At 51.3% G+C, this 460-nt stretch carries 1 protein-coding gene; it reads left to right on the top strand.

Translation table 11 applies throughout. The features are described 5' to 3' along the window. The coding region (locus tag ACTHUT_RS21930) for a collagen-flanked surface repeat-containing protein (RefSeq protein WP_440419933.1) at nucleotides 1–460 on the top strand (460 nt) is incomplete at both ends.

Below are 460 nucleotides of genomic sequence, written 5' to 3'. Positions count from 1 at the left end.
CTGTGTCTAAGATACAGCGGTGCAGCTGGTGCCAAATCCGACACTTGCACAACTGGTGCAACCGGTACAGACGTTAAAAACGTTGAATCCGACGGTAAAGACAACGGCGGAAGTGCTCATATTGGGATCAGCAAAGATAGGGATGTGAACAACACTACTACCACCGGTAAAGAAGGTGCGACTGGTGCGAAGGGTGACACTGGTGCCGATGGTAAGAACGCTGAAGCCGACGTTAAAGACAACGGCGACGGTACTCATACTGTAACCATCAAAGACGGTAACGGTAACACCAATAATACTATCGTCAAAGAAGGTGCAACTGGTGCCGAAGGCGATACTGGCGCGACTGGTGAAAATGGTGCCGATGGTAAGAACGCTGAAGCCGAGGTTAAAGCCAAGGGCGGCGGTACTGGTAATGTAACCATCAAGGACGGTCGCGGTAACCATATGGGCTGCCGAT

It is taken from the genome of Neisseria sp. P0022.S010 (assembly GCF_051956635.1).
Note: the sequence above shows the minus strand (reverse complement) of the source record. Positions and strands in the feature narration are given on the sequence as shown.